This is a genomic window from Actinotalea caeni, assembly GCF_009733795.1.
GTDB lineage: Bacteria > Actinomycetota > Actinomycetes > Actinomycetales > Beutenbergiaceae > Pseudactinotalea > Pseudactinotalea caeni.
Genome location: NZ_WNXX01000034.1, coordinates 21,402 through 27,888, shown reverse-complemented (window position 1 = coordinate 27,888; position 6,487 = coordinate 21,402). Strand labels below are relative to the sequence as shown.

General features: G+C 75.2%; 4 protein-coding genes. 2 read left to right on the top strand and 2 right to left on the bottom strand.

Annotation, left to right across the window (positions count from 1 at the left end; genetic code table 11):
* Nucleotides 1-160: 160 nt before the first annotated feature.
* Nucleotides 161-1,024, bottom strand: a complete 864-nt coding sequence (locus tag GPA02_RS17695) for a phosphotransferase (protein ID WP_156201771.1) — start codon at nucleotides 1,022-1,024, stop codon at nucleotides 161-163.
* 35 nt (nucleotides 1,025-1,059) lie between these two features.
* On the bottom strand, nucleotides 1,060-1,806 hold the full coding sequence (locus GPA02_RS17690; protein ID WP_204986671.1) for a TetR/AcrR family transcriptional regulator: 747 nt from the start codon (nucleotides 1,804-1,806) through the stop codon (nucleotides 1,060-1,062).
* Between the two features lie 94 nt (nucleotides 1,807-1,900).
* Between GPA02_RS17690 and GPA02_RS17685 the strand changes: the two genes are divergently transcribed.
* Nucleotides 1,901-4,177 (top strand): ATP-binding cassette domain-containing protein, encoded by a 2,277-nt coding sequence (locus GPA02_RS17685; RefSeq protein WP_156201769.1) that lies wholly within the window; start codon nucleotides 1,901-1,903, stop codon nucleotides 4,175-4,177.
* Nucleotides 4,178-4,374: 197 nt separating this feature from the next.
* Nucleotides 4,375-6,477 carry a hypothetical protein gene (locus tag GPA02_RS17680; protein ID WP_156201768.1) on the top strand — a complete coding sequence of 701 codons (2,103 nt, stop codon included), beginning with the start codon at nucleotides 4,375-4,377 and terminating at the stop codon, nucleotides 6,475-6,477.
* Nucleotides 6,478-6,487: the final 10 nt, after the last annotated feature.

Below are 6,487 nucleotides of genomic sequence, written 5' to 3'. Positions count from 1 at the left end.
CGACCGGCCGGAGCGAGCCGCGCATTACGGTGGACCAAGAGAAGGCCTCCCTCGAGTGACGTTGAACACCACTCAGAATGGAGGCCTTCTCCCTACATCCGTGTCACCAACGTGCTGACCGAGTACACCTAGTCGCGCGGCGGCTCACGGGACGCCCCGGTCAGGTGGACGGCTCCGCCCGGAGCGCGCGCCCGGCGCGCTCGACCAGCCGCTCGACCTCCGCGCTCGGCCGCCGCTGCAGCAACCCGTAGCCCACGACCTGGAGCGGGAACGTCCGCGCGAACACTCGCGCCCGGCGCAGGGTGCCCGCATCGAGCACGCCGGACAGCACGTCCCAGGCGGCGAGCGACGTCGCGAGCGCGGCGACGTCCTCCGCCGGGTCGTCGGGGGCGGCGAGGTCCCAGTCGAGCACCCCTACGACGCGCCCGTCCTGCCAGTGGAGGTTGCTGCCGGCGAGGTCGCCGTGGTTGAGCACGGGCTCGACGGCGTCCAGCGCCGCGAGCGCGGAGACCCGTCGGGCGGCCTCGTCGCGGACGTCGGCGGGCAGCAGCGGCACCACGCGGTCGTGGAGCACCTGCTGCCACGTGTCGCCGCCGCAGAACGCGCGCGGCGCGGCCAGGTGCGCGGTCAGCGGTGCGAGCGGCACGGCGTGGACGGCGTCGAGCAGGTCGCGCAGCACCGCCGGGTCGGGGCGGGCGGGCGGCTCGGGCGTGCCGGGCAGACGCTGGACCGGGACCGCGAGGTAGCCCTCGCGCTCGACGGCGTCCCCGACGGAGCGCGGCACCGCGAACGGCAGCGGCGGCAGCGCGTCGACGAGCCGCTGCGCGCGCAGCAGGTCATCGGCGGCGTGCGGCTGCCGGGTGACGCGGACGGCGACTTCGTCGGTCAGCGCCACGAGCGTGTGCGAGCCGTGCTCCGCCCACACCACCGGAGCGGGCCGGCGCCCTGCCGACCGCAGCGCGGCGTCGACGAGCGTCGGCAGCAGGGCCTCCGGGGGGCGGACGAAGCGGGTCTCGTGCGGCACCGATCCACCCTGTCACGGCCGCGGTCGCGGCACCGTCAGTGGTCGGCCGCCCGCTGCGCGACGAGCGTGGCGACGCCGTCGAGGATCGTGCTCAGGCCGAAGGCGTAGGCACGGTGCGGGTCGGTGGGCGCGTCGTAGGCGGTGCCGGCCGCCTCGCCCACCCGCGAGGCGATCGGGTAGCGCGCGGGATCCATGAGGCTCGCGAGCACCGGCCCAGCCGCCGTCCACCACTCGTCGTCGGGAGACCGCTCGGTACCCGCGAGCGCCTGTCGCGCGGTCGAGCGGACGTGCTCGAGCACGAGCCCGAGGACCTGGTCGATCTCGACGTCGTCCAGGCCGGTACCGACCAGCGCACGCAGCTCGGCGTCGTACTTGCCGATCGTGCCCGGCCCCAGAGGTGGGCGGGTGGTGTCGACGGCGAGCAGCCACGGGTGGCGGGCGTAGAGGTCCCAGTTGCAGCGGGCGACCGCCTCCAGGGACGCCCGCCAGTCCGCCGGGTCGATCACCCCGTCCTCGTAGACGACCTCGGCGAACGCGGCGTCCACCATGAGGTCGACGAGCTCCGCCCGGCCCGGGACGTGACCGTACAGCGACATCGCGCCGACGCTCAGCCGCTCGGCGAGCCGGCGCATCGACAGCTGCTCGAGACCGACCTCCTGCGCGAGCGCGATGCCCGCCTCGACGATCCGGTCCACCGTGAGGCCGCGGCGGCTAGGCGTGGCGCCCGCTCGCCACAGCAGCGGGACCACACGACGCGGGTCGCCCGCCCCTGTCCGCTCCACACCCACCTCCTGGGAACAACCTGTAGGTCGACGTCGTTACGTACGCTGTACCGTACACCGTACGGTCAATCTCGACCCACCGAGCAGGAGCACCATGTCCCTCGACACCATCCGGCTGCGCGGCGTCCGCCAGCACAACCTCCGCGGCATCGACCTCGACCTGGCCAAGCGCTCGCTCGTCGTCGTCGTGGGCGTCTCCGGGTCCGGCAAGTCGTCGCTCGTCTTCGACACGATCGCGGCCGAGGCGCAGCGGCAGGTCAACGCCACGTTCTCCGCGTTCGCGCAGAACTTCCTGCCCTCCTACGGGCGGCCCGACGCCGACCGGATCGAGAACCTGTCGGCCGTCGTCGTGGTCGACCAGCGGCCGCTGCTCGGCGGTCCACGCTCCACGGTCGCCACCGTCACCGACATCGGGGACTGGCTGCGGATGCTCTACTCCCGCGCCGCCACGCCGTCGATCGGCTACTCCAACGCCTTCTCGTTCAACGACCCGGCCGGCATGTGCCCGCGCTGCCACGGGCTCGGGCAGGAGAAGGTGCTCGACGTCGCGGCGTTCGTCGACGAGAGCCGGTCGCTGCGCGAGGGGCCGTTCCGCCACCCGGAGTACCGGCCCGGCACGCTCGCGTGGCGCCGCTACGCCGACAGCGGCCTGTTCGACGTCGCCGTGCCGCTGGAGCAGTACTCGGCGCGCGAGCGTCACCTGCTGCTGGAGGCCGAGCCGGGCGAGATCGAGGCGACCGGACCGCACGCGCTGCCCGGCGACTACGAGGGCGTGCTCGTGCGGTTCCGCCGGATCCAGCTCGCGAAGGACCCGGCGAGCCTCAAGGGGGAGGCCCGCAAGGCCTACGACCGGCTCGTGACGACGAGCCGCTGCTCGGCGTGCGAGGGCACCCGCCTCAACGAGGCGGCGCGCACCGCGCAGGTCGCCGGGCTCACGCTGCCGGAGGTGTACGCGATGCAGGTCGGCGACCTCGCGACGCTCGTGCGCGGCTGGGACCTCGGCCCGCTGGCGGGGATCGCCTCCGACGTCGTGGCGCACCTCGACCGGCTGGTCGACCTCGGCCTGGGGTACCTCCACCTGGGTCGCGAGACCGCGTCGCTGTCGGGTGGTGAGGCCCAACGGGTCAAGATGGTGCGGCACCTCGGCAGCACGCTCAACGACATGCTCTACGTGTTCGACGAGCCGACGACCGGGCTGCACCCGCGCGACGTGCACCGCCTGGGCGAGATGCTGCAAGCGCTGCGCGACCGCGGCAACACCGTGGTCGTCGTCGAGCACGACCCGGCGATCATGGCGATCGCCGACGAGGTCGTCGAGATCGGTCCGGGCGCCGCGGGCGGCGGCGGGCGGCTGGTCTTCCAGGGGTCGTTCGCCGACCTCCGCCGGGCCGACACCGTGACCGGTGCGGCGCTGCGGCGCACGGCCACGACGGCGCGGCAGCCGCGCCGCCCGACCGGCAGCGTCCGCATCGAGCACGCGCGGACCAACAACCTCCGCGACGTCACCGTCGACATCCCTCTGGGCGTGCTCACGGTCGTCACCGGTGTCGCGGGGTCCGGCAAGTCGAGCCTCGTGCACCACCACCTGCCGCAGGTGCTGCCGGACGTCGTCCTCGTGGACCAGTCGCCGATCCGTGGCTCGCGTCGCTCGACGCCGGCGTCCTGGACCGGGATGCTCGACGAGATCCGCCGCATCTTCGCCCGCCGCACCGGCCAGCCCGCAGCCAGCTTCTCGCCGAACTCCGACGGCGGCTGCCGGGCGTGCGAGGGCACGGGCGTGCGGTTCGTCGACCTCGGCTTCCTCGACCCGGTGATGTCGACGTGCGAGACCTGCCAGGGCCGGCGGTTCCGGCCAGGCGTGCTGCGGTACGAGGTCGACGGCAGGTCGATCGCCGACGTGTTCGAGATGACGGTGGACGAGGCCCTCGGGTTCTTCACCGGCACCCGGCTCGTCACGCTGCTCGCGCGGGCGTCCCAGGTCGGCCTCGGCTACCTCGCGCTGGGGCAGAACCTCACGACGCTCTCCGGGGGCGAGCGCCAGCGGCTCAAGCTCACGCGCGAGCTGGCGGGCGACGCGAGCGCGCTCGTGCTCGACGAGCCGACGACCGGGCTGCACCCCAAGGACACCGGCCGCCTGCTCACGCTGCTGCACGAGCTGGTCGACGACGGCCGCACCGTGGTCGTCATCGAGCACGACCTGGACGTCGTCGCCGGCGCCGACCACGTCATCGACCTCGGACCCGAGGGCGGGCACGACGGCGGGCGCGTCCAGCTCGCCGGGTCGGTCGCCGACCTGCTCGCGAGCGACACCCACACCGGTCGCTACCTGCGGGAGCGGCTCGCGCAGGAGGCCGCGCCCGCAGGGCGGTGACGCCGTCCCCGCGCGGCGGGCCGGGTGGCCCCCGCGCGGGGGTCCGCGCCGGACGGCGGTGCAGCCGCACCGAGAGGACGGGCGCACGGCCGCGGCGAGGGTCAGATCTGCCCGCACGCCCACCTGCTGGCGCACGGCACCCCTCGCTATCGTGGCCTGACCCGCGCACGGGCGCGGCCGAGGGGTGAAGGAGTGCGGTGAGCGAGCCCGACCCGCAGCAGCCCTCGACCGGGTCACGGGTGCGCGACCTCTACGCCGCGTGGCGCTACGCCGCGGTCGCCGTCCTCGGCGGCGCGATGTTCGTGCTCGGCCTGATCGGCTACCACCAGTCGGTGCCGGGCATCCGGTTCACCGACGCGCTGTACGCGACGATCCGGCTGTTCATCTTCGAGTACGACCTCGACGGCGAGCCCTCGCTCGCGCTGGAGGTCGCACGGTTCGGCGCCGGCGCGGTGCTCTACCTCGCGGTGGCGTTCGCCGCGCTCGGCATCCTCGAGCGCCAGCTCACGCTGGCGCGGGCGTCGCGCATGCGCGGCCACGCCGTCGTGCTGGGCAACGGCCGCGAGGCGGCGGCGATCGCGCGCCGCGTGGTGGCGGCGGGCGAGACGCCGCGCGCGCTGCTGGTCGGCGACCGCGGCGCCGTCGTCACCGGTCGCGCGAGCGGTGTCGTGCAGGTGCCGAGCGTCTCCGGCGACGGGCTGCGCCGCGTCGTCGAGCACGCGCGGCAGGTGTACGTCGTCGGCGCGACCGACGAGGAGACCGCCGCGCTGGCGCACCGGGTGCGCGGGCTCGCCACGGCGGCGCAGCAGCCGACGACGGTCGTGCTCAGCGACCGAGACGTCGCCGGCCACTGGGCCACGCACGCGCCCGAGACCGTCGTCTGCCGGCCGACCCGCACCGCGACGGCGACGCTGCGGCTCGCGCCCCCGTTCCTCGACCACGCGATGGTGCCGCCGCCGGTCGTGATCGGCGACGGACCGGTCGCCGCCGAGCTCGCGCGGGCGATCGTCACCGGGTGGCAGCAGCCCGGGGAGCGGCTGCGGGTGCACTGCCTGGGCGGTGACGGCGACTGGGTGGACGAGGCGGCGACCGGGATCGAGGAGCGTGCCGACCTCGTGTGGTCGCCGCTGCGCGCCAACGTGGGCGGCGCCCCGCGCGCGGTCCTCGAGCTCGTGCGTCGCTGGCCGGAGCGCGACCCGCGGTTCACGCACGAGGGTGCTCGCGTCTACGTCGCCTACCCCGAGACGTCGCGCACGGTGCCCGTCGCGGCGGCGATCGCGCGGCGGGTGCCCGCCGTCGAGGTGATCGCCGTGGTCGACGACGCCGACACCTGGAGCGACACCCTCGGCGAGGGGCACACGCTGCGGATGCTCTCCGCGCAGGAGCTGCTGACCGACCCCGCCACGCTGCGGCTCACCCCGGCCGACCTGCTCGCCGAGGAGCTGGTGGCCGACGCGGCCCGCTGGCCCGACGACGTGCCGGGGGCGCTCGGCGTGGTCGTCGACGGCGACCGCACGGCCCGGCTGGCGGCACAGCCGGCTTCGGTGCGCGACGCCGTCCGGGCGGTCGCCGGGGGCATCGGCGAGATCTTCGCGGCCGCGGACATCGAGCTCGACAGCGGGTTCCCGGCCGAGGTCCCGACGCTCGTGCTGAGCCCCGGCGAGCTCACGAGGATCGAGGTGGCGCTGGCGCGGCTGCTGCCCGCCGGCGAGCCGCCGACCGCCGAGGGGGACGAGGCGACCGGGCGCCGTCGGGCCGACGAGCCGCGGATGCGACGGCTCGAGCTGGCCGCCCGGCTGCCGGTGCTCGCCGCGCGCGCCGGGCTGGTGCCGGTCCGCCGGGGCGCCGAGCCCGTGCCGCTCACCGACGAGGCGGTGCGCACGCTCGCCCTCGAGGTCCACCTCGACTACCTGCGCACGGCCGCCGCCACGGGCAACGCGACCCGGTCCGACGCCGCCGCACGCACGTGGGAGGAGCTGTCCGACGCCGACCGGCGCTCCAGCGCCGCGCAGGTCATCGACATCCCGGTCAAGCTCGCCGCGCTCGGGCTCACCTGGCGCCCGACGGCCGAGCCGCAGCCCTACCGGTTCAGCGACGAGGAGATCGAGCTGCTCGCCGAGCTCGAGCACCGCCGCTGGGTGCACTTCCAGCTCCGCAACGGCCGCGCCCGCCACACCTTCAACGTCGCCTGGAGCGGTCTCGCCGGCGGCGTGCAGGAGTACGACCGCGGCCCGGTCCGGCTCATGAGCCGGCTGCTCGCCCAGGTCGGCTTCGAGATCGTCCGGCAGCCGCAGGGCTGAGGGCCGGTGC